The sequence below is a fragment of the Aquitalea aquatica genome (genome assembly GCF_013911085.1).
GTDB classification, from domain to species: Bacteria; Pseudomonadota; Gammaproteobacteria; order Burkholderiales; family Chromobacteriaceae; genus Aquitalea; species Aquitalea aquatica.
The window spans coordinates 213,265-232,825 of the sequence record NZ_JACERN010000030.1; the positions used below are offsets into that span (position 1 = coordinate 213,265).

A 19,561-nucleotide genomic window follows, 5' to 3' on the forward strand; every position below is an offset into this window, starting at 1 on the left:
AGACCAACACACAATATGACTAGTCATCGCATGAAAAAAATTGCCTGGCTCGCGGCCGGTGCTCTGGCCGGCGGCGCCCTTACCCTCAGTGTGCAGGCTTTTGCCGGCAAAGAACCCACCGCACTGCCGCTGAATGAATTGCGTACCTTTGCCGAAGTATTCGGCCGCATCAAGCAGGATTATGTTGATCCGGTCGATGACAAAAAGCTGATTACCGAGGCCATCAAGGGCATGCTCAGCGGGCTGGACCCGCATTCCGATTACATGGATGCCGATGCCTTCAAGGAATTGCGTGAAGGTACCCAAGGCGAATTCGGTGGTCTGGGCATTGAGATCGGTGCCGAAGACGGCTTGGTAAAAGTCGTCTCGCCGATTGAAGACACCCCGGCACAAAAGGCCGGCATCAAGAGTGGCGACCTCATCATCAAGATCGACGACACCCCGGTACGCGGCCTGTCGCTGAATGATGCGGTCAAACGCATGCGTGGCAAACCCGGCACCAAGGTCACGCTAACCATTGCCCGCAAGAGTGAAACCAAACCGCTGGTCTTCACCCTCAACCGCGCCATCATCAAGACCAAGAGCGTCAAGTTCAAGCTGCTGGAACCGGGCTACGGCTATGTCCGCATCACCCAGTTCCAGGAGCACACCACGGAAAATCTGGCGGAAGCCGTGGCCAGCATGACCAAGCAGAACAAGCAGCCGCTCAAGGGCCTGGTGCTGGATTTGCGTGATGACCCAGGTGGCTTGCTGACCAGCGCCGTTGGCGTATCCGCCGCCTTCCTGCCCAAGGATGCGCTGGTGGTCTACACCGAAGGCCGCACTGCAGATGCCAAGATGAAGCTGACAGCCACGCCGCAGAACTACGGCCGCCCGGGCATGCCCGATCCGCTGTCGGTACTGCCGCAGGAAACCCACAAGGTACCGCTGGTGGTGCTGGTCAACGGCGGCTCGGCCTCGGCTTCGGAAATCGTCGCGGGTGCGCTGCAAGACCACAAGCGCGCCGTGCTGGTGGGTACGCAGACCTTTGGCAAGGGCTCGGTACAGTCCATCCTGCCGCTGGGCAGTGCCGGGGGCATCAAGCTGACCACCGCCCGCTACTTCACACCAAGTGGCCGCTCCATCCAGGCCAAGGGCATTGTGCCGGACGTGGCGGTGGAAGACGCTACCGTGACAGCTGCCGACCAGGCCCTGCGCGTACGCGAGGTGGATCTGGAAAACCATCTGGCCAATCCGAATGGCGACGAAGCCCCGTCCAAATCGGCCAAGCCAGTGAAGCCGGCAACACCGCCTGTGATCAAACAGGAAGCGCCCAAGCCACAGGACGACAAGAACGCCAGCCCGGAAAACCCGCGCGAGCCGAATCCGAAGCAGGATTACCAATTGTCCCAGGGCCTGAACATCCTCAAGGTGCAGCAACTGCTGATCAAACAAGGCAATTGATAGCACTTAAGGCAGCCACCCCGTCATGTGCGGGGTGGCTGTTTTCATTTCAGCTCGCAGAAAAGCAGGCGGCAAAAGCCCTGCCCATCCAGCCCTATTCCTGCTAGGCTTGTCACTTCTGAAGTCCTTCCATGGCGGGAGCCAATCCAACAATGCTGAATCGGGAATTTGTCCTCTCATTCCGTGAAGCCGCCCCTTACATCAATACCTTTCGCGGTAAAACCTTCGTGCTCGCCATCAGCGGCGAAGCCGTGATGGAGGGTGGTTTTTACAATCTGTCGCAGGATATCAATCTGCTGGTCAGTCTGGGCGTGCGCGTGGTGCTGGTACATGGCATTCGCCCCCAGATCGAAGCCTTGCTCAAGCGCTTCGGCCTGAACCGGCTGTTCCATCGCGACCGACGAGTGACCGATGCCAGCACCATGGAAATCGTCAAGCAGGCCTGTGGCGTTACCCGGCATGGCATCGAAGCACAACTGTCGATGGGCATGCCCAACTCGCCCATGTTCGGAGCCCATCTGCGCGTGGCCGGCGGCAATTTCATCACGGCCCAGCCGCTGGGTGTGCTGGACGGCGTGGACATGCAGTACACCGGGCAGGTACGGCGCATCGATGTGGATGGCATCAACACCCGGCTGACCGCTGGCGAACTGGTCTTGCTGTCGCCAGTCGGTTATTCCGTCACCGGCGAAGCCTTCAATCTGACTATGGAAGAAATGGCTGCCCAGCTGGCTTCTGCACTGAAAGCCGAGAAGCTTATCTTCGTGATCGAGGGACGTGGCGTCACCAACGAACAAGGCCAGCATGTCAGTTCGCTCACGGCACAGCAGGCTGAAGACCTGCTGCAGGCCGGTCACTTGCAACGCGACGTCACCGCCTACCTGCCCTATGCGGTGAAAGCCACCCGCGACGGCATACCGCGCGCCCATCTGGTCAGCCACCATGAGGATGGCTCCCTGCTGGCCGAGCTGTTTACCAATGGCGGCACCGGCACCATGATTGCCCGCGATTCGCTGGTGAAGGTCCGCAGCGCCAGCATTGACGATGTCGGCCCCATACTCAACCTGATTCGTCCGCTGGAAGAACAAGGCATTCTGGTCAAGCGCAGCCGCGAACACCTGGAAATGGAAATTTCCCAGTATTCGGTGCTGGAGCACGACGGCAAGATTTATGGTTGCGTGGCCATGCACGCCTTCCCCGAAGCCGGCATGGCCGAGCTGGCCTGCCTGGCGGTGGCACCCGAGCGACGTGAAGGCCGCTTTGGCGAAACCCTGCTCAAGCATGTGGAATACCAGGCGCGTACCCAAGGTCTGAAAGCCTTGTTCGTACTAACTACCCAGACCGCACACTGGTTTGTGGAGCGCGGCTTCGCCGAAGCCGGTCGTGGCCAGCTGCCGCTGGCGCGCCAGGCCTTCTACAACAATCAGCGCCGCTCGAAAATATTCGTCAAACAGCTGTAAACCCATCTTCAGCCACAGCCGTGGCATGGTTGGAAGGGTTTCATGTCTGTGACACAATACTGCAGTATATTCGGTTTAACTTTTGCAAGGATTCGCAATGGCAAGAAACGTCAATTGCATCAAGCTGGGTCGTGAGGCTGAAGGCCTCGACTTCCCCCCGCTGCCGGGCGAGCTGGGCAAGCGTGTGTATGAAAGTGTTTCCAAAGAAGCCTGGCAAGGCTGGTTGCGTTATCAGACCATGTTGATCAACGAAAACCGTCTGAGTCTGGCCGATGCCCGTGCCCGCCAATACCTGGCAGCACAGCTGGAAGCCTACTTTTTCGGCGCAGGTGCCGATGCACCGGCCGGCTACACGCCGCCGCAGCAGTAATCAATACGCAGAGCCCTCCTGACCGAGGGCTTTTTTGTCTCAATCACTCTCATCATTGGCGCGAAACCGTATGTCACAAACCCACGAGTTGCTGCTCAACCGTGAACTGGGCCTGATCGAATTCAACCGCAGAGTACTGGCTCAGGCCGAAGACCCAAGCCTGCCGCTGCTGGAGCGCCTGAAGTACCTGTGCATCGTCTCCTCCAATCTGGACGAATTTTTCGAAGTGCGCATGGCCTGGCTGAAAGATACCGCCCTGCTCACCCCCAGCCGCATTCTGGCCGACGGCTCAACGCCGGCACAGATCATGGCCAAGGTATCAGCCGCCTCGCACGAACTGGTTCGCCAGCAATACGCCGTGATGAGTGATGTACTGTTCCCGGCGCTGCGCCAGGAGGACATCATCTTCCTGCGCCGTACCGAATGGACCGAGCAACAACAGCAATGGGTGCATGATTTCTTCAGCAACGAGCTGCTGCCCATCCTCACCCCCATTGGACTCGACCCGTCCCACCCCTTCCCCAAGGTGTTGAACAAATCGCTCAACTTCGCGGTGGAACTGGAAGGACGCGATGCCTTTGGCCGCCAGTCCGACATCGCCATCGTGCAAGCCCCGCGTATCCTGCCTCGGGTGATCAAGGTGCCGCCGGAAGTGTGCAACGGCCACCCGCACACCTTTGTCTTCCTGTCCTCCATCCTGCACTCGCATGTGCACGAGCTGTTTCTTGGCATGACGGTCAAGGGCTGCTACCAGTTCCGCGTTACCCGCGACAGCGAACTGACTGTGGAAGATGAAGACCTGAAAAACCTGCGCACCGCCCTGCAAGGCGAATTGCGCCAGCGCCAGTTTGGCGATGCGGTACGGCTGGAAATCGCCGATACCTGCCCGCCGCACATGGAAGAATTCCTGCTCACCCAGTTCAACCTGAAAAAGCAGGATGTCTACCGCGTCAACGGCCCGGTCAATCTGGTACGCCTGATGCAGGTGCCGGATCTGGTGGACCGCCCGGACCTGAAATTCCCGCCCTTCGTACCTTCCCTGCCCGACCAGCTGGACAAGAAAGTGCCGCTGTTCGATGCCATTCGCAAGGGTGACATCCTGCTGCACCACCCCTTCCAGAGCTTCCAGCCGGTCATCGACATGCTGAATCTGGCGGCCACCGACCCGCAGGTGGTAGCCATCAAGATGACGGTATACCGCACCGGTACCGACTCGGTGCTGATGGAATCGCTGATCGCCGCCGCCCGTGCCGGCAAGCAGGTCACCGTGGTACTGGAACTGATGGCGCGCTTCGACGAAGAAGCCAACATCAGCTGGGCCAGCCATCTGGAAGATGCCGGCGCACACGTGGTGTATGGCGTGTTTGGCTACAAGGTCCATGCCAAGATGCTGATGGTGATCCGCCGCGAAGACAAACGTCTGCGCCGCTACGTGCATCTGGGCACCGGCAACTACCATCCGCGTACCGCCCGCTTCTATACCGATCTGGGCTTGCTCACCTGCAACGAAGACATCGCCAGCGATGTGAACGATATCTTCGTGCAACTGACCGGTCTGGGCCGCGCCAGCCAGCTCAAACAGCTCTACCAGAGCCCGTTTACCCTGCACAGCCTGCTGCTCGACTCCATCGAACGCGAAATCGAACACGCCCAGCAAGGCCGTCCGGCGCAGATCATCGCCAAGATGAATGCCCTGCTGGAACCGCAGGTGATTCATGCCCTGTACCGTGCCAGCCAGGCCGGGGTGAAGATCCAACTGATCATCCGTGGCGTGTGCGCCCTGCGCCCAGGCGTGCCGGGCCTGTCGGAAAACATCACCGTGCGCTCGGTAGTCGGCCGCTTCCTGGAACATCCGCGCGTCTACTACTTCTATAACGACAAGCAGGAAAACCTCTACATCGCCAGTGCCGACTGGATGGGCCGCAACCTGTTCCGCCGCATTGAAACCTGCTCGCCCATCCTCGACCCCAAGGTCAAGCGCCGCATCATCAAGGAAGCGCTGCGCCTGTACCTGGAAGACAATGTCAACGCCTGGGACATGCAATCCGACGGCAGCTACAAGCGTCGCCCCAGCCGTGGCAAGGAGCGCTGCGCGCAGAACGTGCTGCTGGAAGAATACGCCCGCTAATACCTGAAACACGTGTTTAGATGGCACAGCGGCCGGCCGACGGAACTTCCGTCGCCTGGCCGCTTTCTCATGGTGTTGCCGCTATTCCTAGGAGCCCACTTGACTATCCTGCTCAACCTGCTGGCCAGCCTGCTGATCCTCATCGGCATGGCCGGTATCCTGTTTCCCGCCCTGCCCGGCCTGCCACTGATGCTGGGTGGTTTTCTGCTGATCGGTTGGGTCGATGACTTCCAGCACCTGGGCAGCCTCGCGCTCACCATCCTGACCTTGATCACCCTGTGTGGCGTTGCCGTGGATTTTCTCGCCGGCCTGCTGGGAGCCAAAATGACCGGCGCCAGCAAACAGGCATTGTGGGGGGCCTTTATCGGCAGTATTGCCGGCCTGCCCATGGGGCTGGCTGGCGTGATCCTGGGGCCGCTGGTCGGGGCCATGATTGGCGAATTCATTGCCCGGCGCGACGCCTGGCAGGCCGGGCGCGTGGGCCTGGGCACGCTGGCCGGCTTTCTCGTCGGCACCGCCGCCAAGATCGGCTGCGCCTTCGCCATGCTGACCACAGCGATCCTGGCCTGGTTCTGGTAAACCGCAGCGAAAGCAGGCAACGCCAGCACGGCCTGCTTTTGGTAGAATCCCCCCATTAACGATTACCTTCTGCGTGGTCCCTCATGGCTCAATATGTAATGTCTATGCTCCGCGTGAGCAAAGTGGTGCCGCCCAAGCGCCAGATCATCAAGGATATTTCGCTGTCCTTCTTCCCCGGTGCCAAGATCGGCCTGCTGGGCCTCAACGGCTCCGGTAAATCCACCGTGCTGCGCATCATGGCCAATGTGGACAAAGAATACGATGGCGAAGTGCAGCATCTGCCGGGCGTGAAAATCGGCTACCTGCCGCAGGAACCGCAGCTGGACCCGGAAAAAACCGTGCGCGAAGAAGTAGAAAGCGGCATGGGTGATGTGATGGGCGCGCAAAAGCGTCTGGAAGAAGTGTATGCCGCCTACGCCGAAGAAGATGCCGACTTCGACGCCCTGGCCGAAGAACAAGCCAAGCTGGAAGCCATTATCTCTGCCGGCGCCGGCGACAATGTACAGCTGCAACTGGAACTGGCTGCCGATGCGCTGCGCCTGCCGCCGTGGGACGCCAAGATCGGCCCGCTGTCCGGTGGTGAAAAGCGCCGCGTGGCGCTGTGCAAGCTGCTGCTGTCCAAGCCGGACATGCTGCTGCTGGACGAACCCACCAACCACCTGGACGCCGAATCAGTTGAGTGGCTGGAACAATTCCTGGTGCGCTTCCCCGGCACCGTAGTAGCCGTGACTCACGACCGCTACTTCCTCGACAATGCCGCCGAATGGATTCTGGAACTGGACCGTGGCGAAGGCATCCCGTGGAAGGGCAACTATTCCAGCTGGCTGGAGCAGAAGGAAGAGCGCCTGGAGAAGGAAGCCAAGAGCGAAGGCGCCCGCATGAAGGCGATGAAGCAGGAACTGGAATGGGTGCGCCAGAACCCCAAGGGCCGTCAGGCCAAGTCCAAGGCGCGTATTGCCCGCTTCGAAGAACTGTCCAGCTACGAAACCCAGAAGCGTAACGAGACCCAGGAAATCTTCATCCCGGTGGCCGAGCGCCTGGGTAATGAAGTGATCGAATTCGACGGCGTATCCAAGGGCTTTGGCGACCGCCTGCTGATCGACAACCTGTCGTTCAAGGCGCCGGCCGGTGCCATCGTCGGCATCATCGGCCCCAACGGTGCCGGTAAATCGACGCTGTTCAAGATGATTGCCGGCAAGGAGCAGCCGGACTCCGGTACCGTGAGTATCGGCCAGACTGTGCAGATGGCCTTTGTCGAACAGAGCCGCGAAGGCCTGGAAGACGACAAGACCGTATTCGACGACGTGTCCGGTGGTGCCGACATCCTGACGGTTGGCCGCTTTGAAATGTCCAGCCGCGCGTATCTGGGCCGCTTCAACTTCAAGGGGGCCGACCAGCAGAAGAAGGTGGGCATGCTGTCCGGTGGTGAGCGTGGCCGTCTGCATCTGGCCAAGACCCTGCTCAAGGGCGGCAACGTGCTGCTGCTGGATGAACCGTCCAATGACCTGGACGTGGAAACCTTGCGCGCGCTGGAAGATGCGCTGCTGGAATTCGCCGGTACCGTGTTCGTGATCTCCCACGACCGTTGGTTCCTCGACCGTATCGCCACCCACATCCTGGCGGCGGAAGGCGAATCGCAGTGGACCTTCTTTGACGGCAACTACCAGGAATACGAAGCCGACAAGAAAAAGCGTCTGGGCGAAGAAGGTGCCAAGCCCAAGCGTATCCGCTACAAGCCGATCATCCGCTGATCTGCCTGCGGCAAAACAAAACCCCCGCATGCGGGGGTTTTGTCATTCAAGTACACCAACAGCTCAGGACAACTGGCTGTGCGAACCATCGCACAAGGGCTTGCCCTCACTCAGCTTGCAGCCACAGAAATACACCAGCCCGCTTTGCTCGGCCACATACTCCACCGGGCTGAAACAGGAGCCGGCATGACTGCCATCGCAGAACGGCTGCTTGTCGCTTTGTCCACAGGCACACCACCAGTAATGCTTGCCGGCCTCCACTTCTACGGCATAGGGAAAGCTCTGCGGCGAGAACGGTTCATCGGCCATCATGCACTCCTTTCAAAACTGCAGCGGGGCTTTCAGCTTAGTGGGCAAACGGCACGAAAACCAGCCAACTCCGCCGGTAGTGCATGGCAATGCTAAAATGCCCGCATGCAATCCCTTCTACGCCTCTGCGGCCTGCTGCTGATACTGGTGATGACCGCCTGCAGCACGCTGCCAGACTACCCGCCAGCACCGGCAGGCTTCTACCGGGTCCAGCCTGGTGACACCCTGTACCGCATAGCCCTCAAGCATCGTCAGAGCGTTGGCAATCTGGTGAGCTGGAATCAACTGAAAGACCCTTCCAGTATCAATGCGGGCCAGTTGCTGCGCATCAGCCCGCAGGCCACCAGTAGCACCCAGGCCAAGCCACCAGTCAAACCGGCCCCCAGCACGCCAGCACGCCCGGCAGCCTCTGCCATCGCACTGCAATGGCCGGCCACTGGCCAGGTAATTGGCAAATTCAATGGCAGCAGCAACAAGGGGATAGACATCGCGGGCAAGGCAGGCGACCCGGTACGCGCAGCCGCCAGTGGCACCGTCGCCTATGCCGGCAAAGGCATCCGCGCCTATGGCAACCTGCTCATCATCAAGCATGGCAATGATTACCTCACTGCCTATGCCCACAATCAGACGCTGCTGGTAAAAGAAGGCCAGGCAGTGAAAGCCGGGCAGCAAATTGCCACACTGGGCCGCTCCGGCAGCACACGCGACATGCTGCATTTCGAGCTGCGCCGCCAGGGCAAGGCCATCGATCCGCTGTCGGCGCTGCCTGCTCAATAACCGCGCGTTCTCGACACCAGGCCCTGCGGCAGCAAACCTTGCTGCAGCGCCTGCAGATTGGCCACAATCTGCGCCACTGCCGGCTCGGCCAGTGTCATCGCCGCAATATGCGGCGTGAGCAGCACCGCCGGGTGGCTCCATAATGGATGCACACTTTCCAGCGGTTCCACCACAAACACATCCAGCAAGGCAAAGCGCAGATGGCCGCTGTCCAGCATGCCCAGCAGGGCCGCTTCGTCCACTTGCTCGCCACGTCCGGCATTGATCAGCGCCGCACCACGCGGCAACTGCCGTAATAGCTGATTGTCGAGCAAACCACGGGTTTCTGCCGTGGCTGGCAGCAGATTGACCAGAATGTCACTGCGCGCCAGCAAGGCAGGCAAGCCCTGCTCACCGACAAAATCAGTCACACCCGGCAACTGCCGACCCTGCCTGCTCCAGCCAGCCACCTCATAGCCCATTGCCGCCAGGCCTTGCGCCACCTTGCCGCCGATCTCGCCCAGCCCGAGCACGCCAATCCTGGTTTTGTCAGCGGCAGTAGCCGCCACCACCTGCCACTGCCGATGCTGTTGCTGGCGCTGATACTGGTCCATGCGACGCTGCACATGCAGCACACCATAGAGCACATATTCCAGCATCTGCTGCGCCATGCCGGCATCGCTCAGCCGGACCACTGGTATTGCCGGGTCCAGATCATCACGCTGCAGAATGCGGTCGACCCCTGCACCCAGAACGAAGACAGCTTGCAGATTCACCATGCCCCGAAAGAACCCCGCAGGAGGATTCCACACCACCGCGTATCGTACCTGTTCCGCATCCACCGGCTGCGGCCAGCAGCATACCTGCTGCTGCGGCAGCGCCTGCTGCAGCAACTGCCGATACTGCTCGCTATCCTGCGCGCTATATAGATAAATCATCTGTTTCTCCGAAGTATGGCCTGTTGCTGGGCGCTGATGTTGGCGCCGGCCCGGTCATGCATTGTAAATAACAGCGCCAGTCGCAACAGTATTTTTAGCGTGTTCGACACCAGCTTCCCCATATCACAAGACTGCAGCCATTGCCGCACCGCCACAGATAGCCTAAGGTTCCGGCTTGGCCTCTTGGACTTTATCCGTATGACCCGTCATCTTTTCAGCCTGGCGCTGCTGGCCGGGCTTTGCGCCTGTAGCACCACACCGACCAGCCTGCCTCCGGCACCAGTACCTGCACCCACCATCCCTGCCGCAGCCAGCGAACCCGCCGCCACGGCAGTGATCACACCTCCGCCAGTCACCACCACACCGGTCAACCCGGTCACTCCGCCTGGCAGCAAAGCAGCGCTGACAGACAGCCAGGCACGCGCCTTGTTGAACCGGCTGCTGCCGCAGGGCATCGCTGATCGTCAGGGCTGGAATAACGACATCCTGAGTGCCTTTACCGCACTCAAGCTTCCCTACCGCGCCGACAACTTCTGCGCGGTAGCCGCAGTGATCGAGCAGGAATCCAGCTGGCAAGGCGACCCGACCGTGCCTAATCTGCCCGCCATCGTCTGGGGCAAGATTGGCGAGCGGGCCAACAAATACCTGGTACCGCTACCGGTGGTCAAAGCCGCTCTGCTGAAAACCTCGCCCAATGGAAAAAGCTACAAATCGCGCATCGACAATCTGCGTACCGAGCGCGAGATGAATCTGCTGTTCGAAGACATGTCGGCCGAAGCCAGCAAGCTGGGGCTGCCGATGAATATGAAGAACCCCATCCGCACTGGTGGCCCGATGCAGGTGAGCGTGGAGTTCGCCGAAGCCCACGTCAAGATCTGGCCCTACCCCTACCAGACCAGCAGCAGCATCCGCAATGACGTGTTCACCCGCCGTGGCGGCGTGTATTTTGGCAGCGCCATCCTGCTGCAATACCCGGCCCCTTATCAGGACATGCGCTATCGCTTCGCCGACTTCAATGCCGGGCGCTACAGCAGCCGCAATGCGGCATTCCAGGCCGCGCTCAGCCAGCTCACCGGCCGCAAGCTGGCACTGGATGGTGATTTGCTCAGCTACAGCGGCAAGCAGGCCAGCGGTAGCACCTACCGGGCACTGCTGGAACTCAAGACGAAACTGGACATGAAACAAGGCGAGATCGAACGGGATTTGCAGCAGGAAAAGAATAGTACTTTTGCGCAAAGCGAGCTGTACCGCAAGCTGTTTGCACTGGCAGACAAGCAGGCCGGCAAGCCCCAGCCGCGTGAACGCATGCCGCAGATCGACCTGCACAGCCCCAAGATCAGCCGCAAGCTGACCACTCAATGGTTTGCCGACAAGGTGAATGTGCGCTACCAGGCCTGCATGGCACGGCAATAGCGATGATCAGGCAAGCAGGCCATGTATGGTCTGCTTGCGCAACAGGAAGGAATGAGCCGCACGGTAGTGAACACCGCAAGCGGAAAAACGAAAAAGCCCAGTCTTGCGACTGGGCTTGATCTTGAATCCTGGCGTCCCCACGGGGAATCGAACCCCGGCTACCGCCGTGAAAGGGCGGTGTTCTAACCGCTAAACTATAGGGACTTTGGTGCACCCGGAGCGATTCGAACGCCCGACCCTTTGGTTCGTAGCCAAATACTCTATCCAACTGAGCTACGGGTGCAGATTCTGGCGGAGAAAGAGGGATTCGAACCCTCGATACAGGTTTAAGCCCGTATGCTTCCTTAGCAGGGAAGTGCCTTCGACCACTCGGCCATTTCTCCGTTCAGAGAGCGCTATATTAAGCAAGCTGGCGCACCCTGTCAAGCATCTACCTGAAAAATTATGCCGGCTGATCCAGACCAAATACCTTGTGCAGGACGCGTACGCCCAGCTCCAGATATTTCTCGTCCACCAGCACCGATACCTTGATTTCCGAAGTGGAAATCATCTGGATATTGATGCCCTCTTCCGCCAGGGTGCGGAACATGGTGGAAGCCACGCCACAGTGCGAACGCATGCCCACGCCAACGATGGAGATCTTGGCGACCTTGTCGTCAGCATCGATCTTGGCGGCGCCGATATGGGTTTGCACTTCGCGCAGGATGTCCATGGTGCGCGGGAATTCGCCGCGCGGCACGGTGAAGGAGAAATCGGTGGTGCCGTTTTCGCCCACGTTCTGGATGATCATGTCGACTTCGATGTTGGCATCGGCAATCGGGCCCAGAATCTGGTAAGCGATACCCGGTTTGTCGGGTACGCCCTTCACATTGATGCGTGCTTCGTTACGGTCAAACGCGATGCCTGCAACTACGGCCTTTTCCATGTTTTCATCTTCCTCGAACGTAATCAGCGTGCCTTCCCCTTCCTCTTCGAAGCTGGACAGTACACGCAGACGTACCTTGTATTTCCCGGCGAATTCCACCGAACGGATCTGCAATACCTTGGAGCCCAGCGAGGCCATCTCGATCATTTCTTCGAAAGTAATGGTCTTGAGGCGGCGGGCATCCGGCACGACGCGCGGATCAGTGGTGTAGACACCGTCGACATCGGTGTAGATCTGGCATTCGTCAGCCTTCAGCGCAGCGGCCAGCGCCACGGCGGAAGTGTCGGAACCACCACGACCCAGCGTGGTGATGTTGCCGTTTTCATCAATGCCCTGGAAGCCGGCCACCACCACGACCGAACCGGCCGCAAGGTCGGTCCGCATAGCGGCTTCGTCGATGGATTGAATACGTGCCTTGTTGTGCGAGTCGTCGGTGGTCACGCGCACTTGCCAGCCGCAGTAGCTCTTGGCGTCGACACCGATTTCCTTGAGTGCCATGGCCAACAGGCCGATGGTGACTTGTTCGCCGGTGGAAATGATCACGTCCAGCTCGCGCGGGTCCGGATAGGCCTGGATCTCTTTGGCAAGGGCAATCAGTCGGTTGGTTTCGCCACTCATGGCAGATACCACTACTACGACATCATGTCCCTGCGCTTTCCATTTGGCGACACGGCGGGCCACGTTCTTGATGCGCTCCGCAGAGCCCATCGAGGTACCGCCGTACTTTTGTACGATGAGTGCCATGCTTGCTTCTTATATAGAAAGGTTGATATGTCGGACTTCGATTCTGGCCCGATCTGCGCCATAAAAGCAAGGCCATTGTTCGACAATGCCCATCGGCCTTTGCGCAATGCAACAAATCATTGCCGTGGCGCTATCAGCAAGCGCTGAAGCTCAACCAGAATCTGCCTGCCAAACCGCACAATCGACGACGCCAGGCTTAGCTGGCCAGCAGCCGTTGCGGATGGGTGTAAACATTCACCCTGCCCGGCCTGGCAAAACCCAGCAGGGTCAGGCCGTATTGTTCAGCCATCTGCACCGCCAGCGCTGTCGGTGCGGCCACGGCGATCAGGATTTCAATGCCGGCGGCGGCGGCCTTTTGCACCATTTCGTAGCTGGCGCGGCTGGTCACCAGTGCCACCCCGGTGCCCCAATCGCTGACGGCACGCCGGCCGATCAGCTTGTCCAGCGCCACATGCCGGCCCACGTCTTCGCACACATGCAGCAAGCTGCCCTGCAGATCGAGCCAGGCTGCCGCATGGGCGCAGCCGGTCTGCTGCGACAGGGTTTGCCGCTCGGGTAGGGCCTGCAGCGCCCGTTTCAGCGCGGGCCAGCCCAGCCGCACCGTATCCGGCAAGGCTGGCAGCGGACGGAAGATTTCCGCCAGTTGCTCCACACCGCACAAGCCGCAACCGGTACGGCCAGCCAGTTGGCGACGGCGCTCTTTCAGTGCCGTGAAACAGGCAGTGGCCAGTTCCACATGCACCTCGATGCCGCTGGCGGCATTGCGCACTTCGATGTCGTAGATATCCGCCAGCTGCCGGGCAATGCCCTCGGCCAGCGAGAAGCCGCGGGCAAAGTCTTCCAGTTGCTGCGGGCTGGCCATCATCACTACATGCGCCAGGCCGTTATACACCAGCGCCACCGCTACTTCGCAGGCCAGGGCATCGGCCTGAGACAGCATGGGCTGAGCCTCCTGCCACTGGATTCGATCAATTTGGCAGGCGATATCAAAGCCTTCGGGAGCGGAATCGGTCATGGATTAGGATTTTTTAGGGGTTTCATTGTCACTCGCTATTTGAGCTTACAGAAATTGCTGACGATAATGGAGCCAGGCTACAACTCTCAGGGTTGGCCAGACCCGTCTTTTTGTCCTGTATCACGTCGCACAGCCATGCTGCTGCATTTGACGGCCAGAACAGAAAGTCAGTCAACATTCCACCCATGAAGGAGACCCCATGCAGGTCAATCGGCGGCAGTTCTTCAAGCTGTGCGCCGGGGGTATGGCAGGTTCCACGATTGCAACGCTGGGTTTATTGCCGGAAAAGGCAATGGCTGATGTGCGCAGCTACAAGCTGATGCGCGCCAGTGAAACCCGCAACACCTGTCCGTACTGCTCGGTAGGCTGTGGCATTCTCATGTACAGCCTGGGCGATGGTGCCAAAAACGCCAAGTCCGAAATTTTCCATATCGAAGGTGACCCGGACCATCCGGTCAACCGTGGCGCACTCTGCCCCAAGGGCGCTGGCCTGGTGGATTTCATCCACAGCCCCAACCGCCTGAAGTACCCGGAAGTGCGCGAAGCCGGCAGCAATGAATGGAAACGTCTCAGCTGGGACGAAGCGTTTACCCGCATCGCCAAGCACATCAAGCAGGACCGCGATGCCAACTTCACCGAAAAGAACGCCGATGGCGTAACAGTAAACCGCTGGCTGTCCACCGGTTTTCTGGCGGCCTCCGCCTCCAGCAACGAGGCTGGCTGGCTGACCCACAAATTCACTCGCAGCCTCGGAATGCTGGCTGTCGACAATCAGGCGCGTGTATGACACGGACCAACGGTGGCAAGTCTTGCCCCAACATTTGGTCGCGGTGCCATGACAAACCATTGGGTCGACATCAAGAACGCCAATCTGATCGTGGTGATGGGTGGCAATGCCGCCGAAGCACACCCGGTTGGCTTCCGCTGGGCCATTGAGGCCAAGACCCGCAACAAGGCCAAGCTGCTGGTCATCGACCCGCGCTTTACCCGTACTGCCTCGGTGGCAGACTTCTACGCGCCCATTCGTACTGGCACGGACATTACCCTGTTGTCCGGCGTAATCCGCTATTTGCTGGAAACCGGCAAGTACAACAAGGAATACACGCTCGCCTATACCAATGCGGCCTTGCTGGTACATCCGGGCTTCAGCTTTGAAGACGGCCTGTTCAGCGGCTATGACGCGGACAAGCGCAAATACGACAAATCCACCTGGGCCTACCAGCTGGATGAGAAGGGCATGGCCAAACGGGATGACTCGCTGAGCGACCCGCGCTGCGTGATCAATCTGCTCAAACAGCATGTCTCACGCTACACCGCCGATGTTGTGGCCAATATCTGCGGCACGCCCAAAGAAGCCTTCCAGGCCATTTGCGAGCATCTGGCAGAGACCAGCGCACCGGACAAAACCACCTCCTTCCTGTATGCCCTGGGCTGGACCCAGCACTCCATCGGTGCGCAGAACATCCGTACCATGGCGATGATCCAGCTATTGCTGGGCAATATGGGCATGGCCGGTGGTGGCATCAACGCCTTGCGCGGTCACTCCAATATCCAGGGCCTGACCGACCTGGGCCTGCTGTCCACCAATCTGCCGGGCTACATGACCATGCCGTCGGAGAAAGAGCCGACGCTGGACAGCTATCTGACCAAATACACCAGCAAGCCGCTGGCGGATGGCCAGATGAACTACTGGCAGAACTATCCCAAGTTCTTTGTTTCCTTCATGAAATCCATGTGGGGCGACAAGGCGACGGCGGACAACAACTGGGGTTATGACCTGCTGCCCAAGTGGGACAAAGGCTACGATGTGCTCCAGTACTTCGAGCTGATGCATCAGGGCAAGGTGAATGGCTATTTCTGCCAGGGCTTCAACCCGGTGGCGTCCTTCCCCAACAAGAACAAGATCGTGGCCTCGCTGTCGCGACTCAAGTTCCTGGTGATCATGGACCCGCTCACCACCGAAACCTCCACTTTCTGGCAGAACCACGGCGAACAGAATGATGTGAAGACGGCGGACATCAAGACCGAAGTATTCCGTCTGCCCACCACCTGCTTTGCCGAGGAAGACGGCTCCATCGTCAACTCCGGCCGCTGGCTGCAATGGCACTGGAAGGGCGCGGAAGGGCCAGGCCAGGCGCTGACCGACCCGCAAATCCTCGCGGGTATCTTCCTCAAGCTCAAGGCCATGTACGCCAAGGACGGCGGCACCTTCCCGGATGCCATCAACAGCCTGTCCTGGGCCTATGGCGACCCGCACGAGCCCAAGCCGGAAGAACTGGCCAAAGAGCTGAACGGCAAGGCGCTGGCTGATCTGCCCGACCCGAAAAACCCCGGCCAGTTCCTGGCCAAGAAGGGTGAGCTATTGCCTGGCTTTGCCCTGCTGCAGGCCGATGGCAGTACGGCATCCGGTTGCTGGATTTTCGCCGGCAGCTGGACCCAGGCTGGCAACCAGATGGCACGGCGCGACAACAGCGACCCGTCCGGCCTGGGCAACACGCTGGGCTGGGCCTGGGCATGGCCGGCCAACCGCCGCATCCTGTACAACCGCGCCTCCTGCAAGCCTGATGGCACGCCATGGGACAAGAAGCGCACGCTGATCAAGTGGAATGGCGAAAAGTGGGTGGGCGTGGATGTGCCTGACTTCAAGGCCGACGAGCCGCCGGGCAGCGCCATGGCCCCCTTCATCATGCAGCCGGAAGGCCTTGGCCGACTGTTTGCGCTGGACAAGATGGCCGAAGGCCCCTTCCCCGAGCATTACGAGCCGTTCGAGACGCCGCTGGGTACCAACCCGCTGCATCCCAAGGTGATTTCCAACCCGGCAGCACGGCTGTTCAAGGGCGACAAGGAGCAGCTGGGCCAGCATCAGCAGTTCCCCTATGCCGCCACCACCTACCGCCTGACCGAACATTTCCACTACTGGACCAAGCATGCGCGGCTGAACGCCATCATGCAGCCGGAACAGTTCGTGGAAATAGGCGAGGAGCTGGCCAAGGAAAAAGGCATTGCCCATGGCGACCTGGTCAAGGTGTCGTCGCAGCGGGGCTATATCAAGGCCAAGGCGGTGGTCACCAAGCGCATCAAGGCACTGAAAGTGAACGGCCAGTCGGTGCACCATGTCGGCATTCCGATTCACTGGGGCTTTGAGGGCTTGACCAAGAAGGGCTTTATTGCCAATACGCTGACGCCGTTTGTCGGGGATGCCAATACCCAGACACCGGAGTTCAAGTCCTTCCTCGTCAACGTTGAGAAAGCATAAGGAGCGACCATGTCACTGCAATCGCAAGATATCCTGCGCCGCTCCGCCAGCCCCACCCAGCCGCCGATTGCGCGCGAGCACAAGGCGGAAGTGGCCAAGCTGATCGACGTGTCCACCTGCATCGGCTGCAAGGCCTGTCAGGTGGCCTGTTCGGAATGGAATGACCTGCGCGACGAAGTGGGCAACAACGTCGGGGTGTACGACAACCCGGCCGACCTGTCCGCCGAAAGCTGGACGGTGATGCGTTACAGCGAAACCGAGCAGAACGGCAAGCTGGAATGGCTGATCCGCAAGGACGGCTGCATGCACTGCGCCGAGCCGGGCTGCCTGAAAGCCTGCCCCTCGCCCGGTGCCATCATCCAGTACGCCAACGGCATCGTGGACTTCCAGTCCGAGCACTGCATTGGCTGTGGCTACTGCATTTCCGGCTGTCCCTTCAATGTGCCGCGCATCAACCAGAAGGATAACAAGGCCTACAAGTGCACCTTGTGTTCCGACCGGGTGAGCGTGGGCCAGGAGCCGGCCTGTGTGAAAACCTGCCCCACCGGCGCCATTCGCTTTGGCAGCAAGGAGGACATGAAGGAATACGCACAGGAGCGGGTAGACGAGCTGAAAACCCGTGGCTATGCCAATGCCGGGCTGTACGATCCGCAAGGCGTGGGCGGCACCCATGTGATGTACGTGCTGCACCATGCCGATCAGCCCGAGCTGTACCACGGACTGAAGAAGGATCCGCAAATCAGCCCGGTGGTCAGCCTGTGGAAGGGCATACTCAAGCCGCTGTCCACCATTGGTCTGGCAGCTTCGGTGCTGTTCGGCTTCTTCCACTACATCGGCGTCGGCCCCAACAAGGCCGAAGATGACGAAGAGGAGGACAAGGCATGAGCAAGGAAAAGCTGATCAAGCGCTACAGCGCGGCCGAGCGCATCAACCACTGGATCGTGGCGGTGTGCTTCGTGCTGCTGGCCATCTCCGGCCTGGCGTTTTTCTACCCGGCCTTCTTCTGGCTCACCGGGGTGTTCGGCACACCGCAGCTGGCGCGCATCGTGCACCCCTTTGTCGGGGTGCTGATGTTCCTGGGCTTTGCCCGCCAGTTCTTCCGCTACTGGCATCACAATTTCATCGACAAGGAAGACATCAAGTGGATGAAATCGGTGAAAACCGTGCTGGCTGGCCATGAGGTAGGTGACATCGGCAAGTACAACGGCGGCCAGAAAGGCATGTTCTGGATGATGACAGGCTGCCTGCTGGTGCTGATCTGTACCGGTGTCATCATCTGGCGGCCCTACTTTGCCTATTACTTCCCCATCGAGCTGATCCGCGTGGCCCTGCTCTTGCATGCCTGGAGCGCTCTGGCGCTGATTGCCGGCATCATCGTGCATGTCTACGCCGCCATCTGGGTACGCGGCACCATCCGCGCCATGGTGGAAGGCGTGGTCACCCATGCCTGGGCCAAGAAGCACCATCCGCGCTGGTATCGCGAAATGACAGGAGACAAGAACAAGTCATGAGCATTCGCATTGTGCCAGTAGAACAGCTGGCAGAGCGGCAAGCAGCCAGCCTGGACATCATCCCGCTGCTGCTGCCACAGCCAGCCACGCTGTATCGTCAGCGTGCGGCCCGGCTGCAGCAGCTGGCGGCGGGGCATGTCATGGCCGATTACCTGCAACTGGCCAGCCGCATTGCCGAGGCACAACAGCAGCTGGTACACAGCCAGCCGGTGTTGCTGCCATTGCGGGAGGACTACTTCCGGCAGTGCGCCGAGCACGGCCTGCCGCCCTTGGGCGCCATGGCCTGGCAACGCGATGGTCAGTGGCGGCAACTGCTGCTGGCCCTGTGCCAGCAACTGTCTGCCACTGCCAGCCCGGCCGTGCAGCAGGTGCTGGCACAGTTGCAGGCAGCCCCGGCAGAGCAGCACGAAAAGGCCGCCCAGGCACTGTTGTCCGGTGACCTGGCGGCAGTGGACAGCGGGCAGGCTCCCTTCATCTGGGCGGCCTTGTCGGTGTATTTCAGCCAGCTGGCCGGCCAGCTGAAAATCGCCGCCGTCGCCGAACCGGGTGATGCCCGTCATCTGTGCCCGGTATGCGCCAGTGCGCCGGTGGCCAGCATCGTGCATCAGGGCAATGAAGCCGGCCTGCGCTATCTGCACTGCAGCCTGTGCGAAAGCGAGTGGCATATGGTGCGGGCAAAGTGCAGCAACTGCGAAGCCACCCGCGATATCGGCTACTGGTCGCTACAGGAGGCGCATGATGCCGTGCGCGGCGAATCCTGCGGCGATTGCGGCAGCTATCTGAAGATTCTGTCACTGGACAAGGATCAGCAGGCTGAAGCGGTGGCGGATGATCTGGCCAGCCTGGCGCTGGATGCCGCGCTGGAAGAACAGGGCTTTGCCCGCAGTGGCCTCAACCCGCTGCTGTTTCCCGGCTGATTAGCTTATTACCCGTCAGCAACCGGCCTGCATGGCCGGTTTTTTT

General features: G+C 60.1%; 16 protein-coding genes and 3 tRNA genes. 12 read left to right on the forward strand and 7 right to left on the reverse strand.

Going from position 1 to position 19,561, the window contains the following annotated elements; genetic code table 11:
• Positions 1–30: 30 nt before the first annotated feature.
• From H2Z84_RS11285 to ettA, 6 genes are all read left to right on the forward strand, one after another.
• A complete protein-coding gene (locus H2Z84_RS11285) occupies positions 31–1,443 on the forward strand; it encodes a S41 family peptidase (RefSeq protein WP_181836057.1) in 1,413 nt (470 codons plus the stop codon).
• 152 nt (positions 1,444–1,595) lie between these two features.
• Positions 1,596–2,903 carry an amino-acid N-acetyltransferase gene (gene argA, locus H2Z84_RS11290; protein WP_181836058.1) on the forward strand — a complete coding sequence of 436 codons (1,308 nt, stop codon included), beginning with the start codon at positions 1,596–1,598 and terminating at the stop codon, positions 2,901–2,903.
• 97 nt (positions 2,904–3,000) lie between these two features.
• The gene (locus H2Z84_RS11295; protein ID WP_059286551.1) at positions 3,001–3,273 is read left to right on the forward strand and encodes an oxidative damage protection protein; all 273 of its coding nucleotides are present in this window, start codon (positions 3,001–3,003) and stop codon (positions 3,271–3,273) included.
• 70 nt (positions 3,274–3,343) lie between these two features.
• Positions 3,344–5,401 carry a polyphosphate kinase 1 gene (gene ppk1 / locus H2Z84_RS11300; protein ID WP_124643103.1) on the forward strand — a complete coding sequence of 686 codons (2,058 nt, stop codon included), beginning with the start codon at positions 3,344–3,346 and terminating at the stop codon, positions 5,399–5,401.
• A 99-nt stretch (positions 5,402–5,500) separates the two neighbouring features.
• Positions 5,501–5,980 carry a DUF456 domain-containing protein gene (locus tag H2Z84_RS11305; protein ID WP_181836059.1) on the forward strand — a complete coding sequence of 160 codons (480 nt, stop codon included), beginning with the start codon at positions 5,501–5,503 and terminating at the stop codon, positions 5,978–5,980.
• A gap of 83 nt (positions 5,981–6,063) precedes the next feature.
• Positions 6,064–7,731: an energy-dependent translational throttle protein EttA gene (ettA, locus tag H2Z84_RS11310; protein ID WP_103524884.1), complete on the forward strand. Its 1,668-nt coding sequence runs from the start codon at positions 6,064–6,066 to the stop codon at positions 7,729–7,731.
• Between the two features lie 63 nt (positions 7,732–7,794).
• Here the strand turns inward: ettA and H2Z84_RS11315 are convergent, their stop codons facing one another.
• Positions 7,795–8,043, reverse strand: a complete 249-nt coding sequence (locus H2Z84_RS11315) for a CDGSH iron-sulfur domain-containing protein (RefSeq protein WP_220272793.1) — start codon at positions 8,041–8,043, stop codon at positions 7,795–7,797.
• A gap of 102 nt (positions 8,044–8,145) precedes the next feature.
• On the opposite strand from H2Z84_RS11315, the gene H2Z84_RS11320 reads away from it, so the two are divergent.
• Complete coding sequence (locus H2Z84_RS11320; protein WP_181836060.1) at positions 8,146–8,817, forward strand: peptidoglycan DD-metalloendopeptidase family protein; 672 nt, start codon at positions 8,146–8,148, stop codon at positions 8,815–8,817.
• Here the strand turns inward: H2Z84_RS11320 and H2Z84_RS11325 are convergent.
• Positions 8,811–9,734 (reverse strand): 2-hydroxyacid dehydrogenase, encoded by a 924-nt coding sequence (locus tag H2Z84_RS11325; protein WP_181836061.1) that lies wholly within the window; start codon positions 9,732–9,734, stop codon positions 8,811–8,813. The two genes, H2Z84_RS11320 and H2Z84_RS11325, sit on opposite strands and share 7 nt — an antisense overlap.
• Positions 9,735–9,932: 198 nt before the next feature.
• On the opposite strand from H2Z84_RS11325, the gene H2Z84_RS11330 reads away from it, so the two are divergent.
• Positions 9,933–11,147: a DUF1615 domain-containing protein gene (locus H2Z84_RS11330; RefSeq protein WP_181836062.1), complete on the forward strand. Its 1,215-nt coding sequence runs from the start codon at positions 9,933–9,935 to the stop codon at positions 11,145–11,147.
• Between the two features lie 129 nt (positions 11,148–11,276).
• Here the strand turns inward: H2Z84_RS11330 and H2Z84_RS11335 are convergent.
• The 5 genes from H2Z84_RS11335 to fdhD form a co-directional block, all read right to left on the reverse strand.
• Positions 11,277–11,351, reverse strand: a tRNA-Glu gene (locus H2Z84_RS11335).
• A 2-nt stretch (positions 11,352–11,353) separates the two neighbouring features.
• Positions 11,354–11,430: transfer RNA gene (locus tag H2Z84_RS11340), tRNA-Arg, on the reverse strand.
• A gap of 6 nt (positions 11,431–11,436) precedes the next feature.
• Positions 11,437–11,530, reverse strand: a tRNA-Ser gene (locus tag H2Z84_RS11345).
• 59 nt (positions 11,531–11,589) lie between these two features.
• Positions 11,590–12,816, reverse strand: coding sequence for an aspartate kinase (locus H2Z84_RS11350; protein WP_059286973.1), 1,227 nt, complete (start codon positions 12,814–12,816; stop codon positions 11,590–11,592).
• A 196-nt stretch (positions 12,817–13,012) separates the two neighbouring features.
• Entirely contained in the window at positions 13,013–13,756 is a 744-nt protein-coding gene (gene fdhD, locus H2Z84_RS11355) for a formate dehydrogenase accessory sulfurtransferase FdhD (protein WP_220272794.1), read from the reverse strand.
• Positions 13,757–14,030: 274 nt separating this feature from the next.
• Between fdhD and fdnG the strand changes: the two genes are divergently transcribed.
• Genes fdnG through fdhE form a run of 4 tightly spaced genes read left to right on the forward strand, consistent with a single transcriptional unit; the run spans position 14,031 to position 19,515 of the window.
• Complete coding sequence (fdnG, locus tag H2Z84_RS11360) at positions 14,031–17,087, forward strand: formate dehydrogenase-N subunit alpha (RefSeq protein ID WP_181836064.1); 3,057 nt, start codon at positions 14,031–14,033, stop codon at positions 17,085–17,087.
• Positions 17,088–17,096: 9 nt separating this feature from the next.
• On the forward strand, positions 17,097–17,972 hold the full coding sequence (gene fdxH / locus H2Z84_RS11365) for a formate dehydrogenase subunit beta (protein WP_181836065.1): 876 nt from the start codon (positions 17,097–17,099) through the stop codon (positions 17,970–17,972).
• Positions 17,969–18,598, forward strand: coding sequence for a formate dehydrogenase subunit gamma (locus H2Z84_RS11370; protein ID WP_181836066.1), 630 nt, complete (start codon positions 17,969–17,971; stop codon positions 18,596–18,598). Before fdxH ends, H2Z84_RS11370 begins: the two co-directional genes overlap by 4 nt.
• Entirely contained in the window at positions 18,595–19,515 is a 921-nt protein-coding gene (gene fdhE / locus H2Z84_RS11375; RefSeq protein WP_181836067.1) for a formate dehydrogenase accessory protein FdhE, read from the forward strand. Before H2Z84_RS11370 ends, fdhE begins: the two co-directional genes overlap by 4 nt.
• Positions 19,516–19,561 lie beyond the last annotated feature (46 nt).